At 43.7% G+C, this 1,371-nt stretch carries 1 tRNA gene and 2 rRNA genes; all 3 read right to left on the bottom strand.

Features of this window, described 5'->3' with window-relative positions:
- Positions 1-620: ribosomal RNA gene (locus tag BBA70_RS02465) — 23S ribosomal RNA — on the bottom strand; the annotation flags it as partial.
- 63 nt (positions 621-683) lie between these two features.
- Positions 684-760 (bottom strand) — tRNA-Ile (locus BBA70_RS02470).
- Between the two features lie 105 nt (positions 761-865).
- A 16S ribosomal RNA gene (locus BBA70_RS02475) occupies positions 866-1,371 on the bottom strand; the annotation flags it as partial.

A 1,371-nucleotide genomic window follows, 5' to 3' on the forward strand; every position in this document is an offset into this window, starting at 1 on the left:
AACTTAACCTTGCTCCATATCATAACTCGCCGGTTCATTCTGCAAAAGGCAAGCCATCACACATTAACGTGCTTTGACTAATTGTAGGCACACAGTTTCAGGATCTATTTCACTCCCCTTTCGGGGTTCTTTTCACCTTTCCCTCACGGTACTAGTTCACTATCGGTCACTAAGAAGTATTTAGCCTTAGGAGATGGTCCTCCCATCTTCCGACAAGATTTCTCGTGTCTCGCCGTACTTATTGATACCCTAGATTTTAACTTACGTTTACGGGACTGTCACCTTCTTTGGTGCTTCTTTCCAAAAGCTTCTACTTCGTTAAAATTTTATAACTACAAATGATATCAGGCTGTTCTGGGTTCGCTCGTCACTACTACCAGAATCGTTATTACTTTCTTTTCCTGCGGTTACTTAGATATTTCAGTTCGCCGCGTTTCCTTTCTTCTAACAAGATAAATCGGATTAGAAGAATATTACATCTTCAATGTAATGGGTTTTCCCATTCGGAGACCCACGGATCTTCACTTATTTACAGCTTCCCGTGGCGTTTCGCCGTTAATTGCGTCCTTCATCGGCTCTTAGTGCCAAGGCATCCGCTGTGCGCCCTTAGTTCCTTTGATTTTTTAACCTTCGTTTATCTACTTTTCAAAGAGCTTTTTTAAGATTTTGCCTATTTTTGGTTATGGTGGGCCTAAATGGACTTGAACCACCGACCTCACACTTATCAGGCGTGTGCTCTAACCAACTGAGCTATAGGCCCTTAATCTTAAAAAGATTTAAATGTTGCAAATAAAATTTGCAAGGAATTTAAAATGAAAAACTTTCTTAAGTCTCTCAAAACTGAAGATGATAATTGTTTCCTTAGAAAGGAGGTGATCCATCCCCACCTTCCGGTAGGGATACCTTGTTACGACTTAACCCCAATCATCGACCCTACCTTAGACGGTTCCCTCTTCTTGCGAAGTTAGGCCACCGGTTTTGGGTATTGCCAACTTTCGTGGTTTGACGGGCGGTGTGTACAAACCCCGAGAACGTATTCACCGCGACATGCTGATTCGCGATTACTAGCGATTCCAACTTCATGAAGTCGAGTTGCAGACTTCAATCCGAACTGAGACTGTTTTTTTGAGATTCGCCAAAAACTTGCGTTTCAGCTACCCTTTGTAACAGCCATTGTATCACGTTTGTAGCCCAGGTCATAAGGGGCATGATGATTTGACGTCGTCCCCACCTTCCTCCAATTTATCACTGGCAGTCTTGCTAAAGTCCCCACCATTACGTGCTGGCAACTAACAATAAGGGTTGCGCTCGTTGCGGGACTTAACCCAACATCTCACGACACGAGCTGACGACAGCCATGCACCACCTGTG

This window comes from New Jersey aster yellows phytoplasma (genome assembly GCF_002554195.1).
Lineage (GTDB): Bacteria > Bacillota_I > Bacilli_A > Acholeplasmatales > Acholeplasmataceae > Phytoplasma.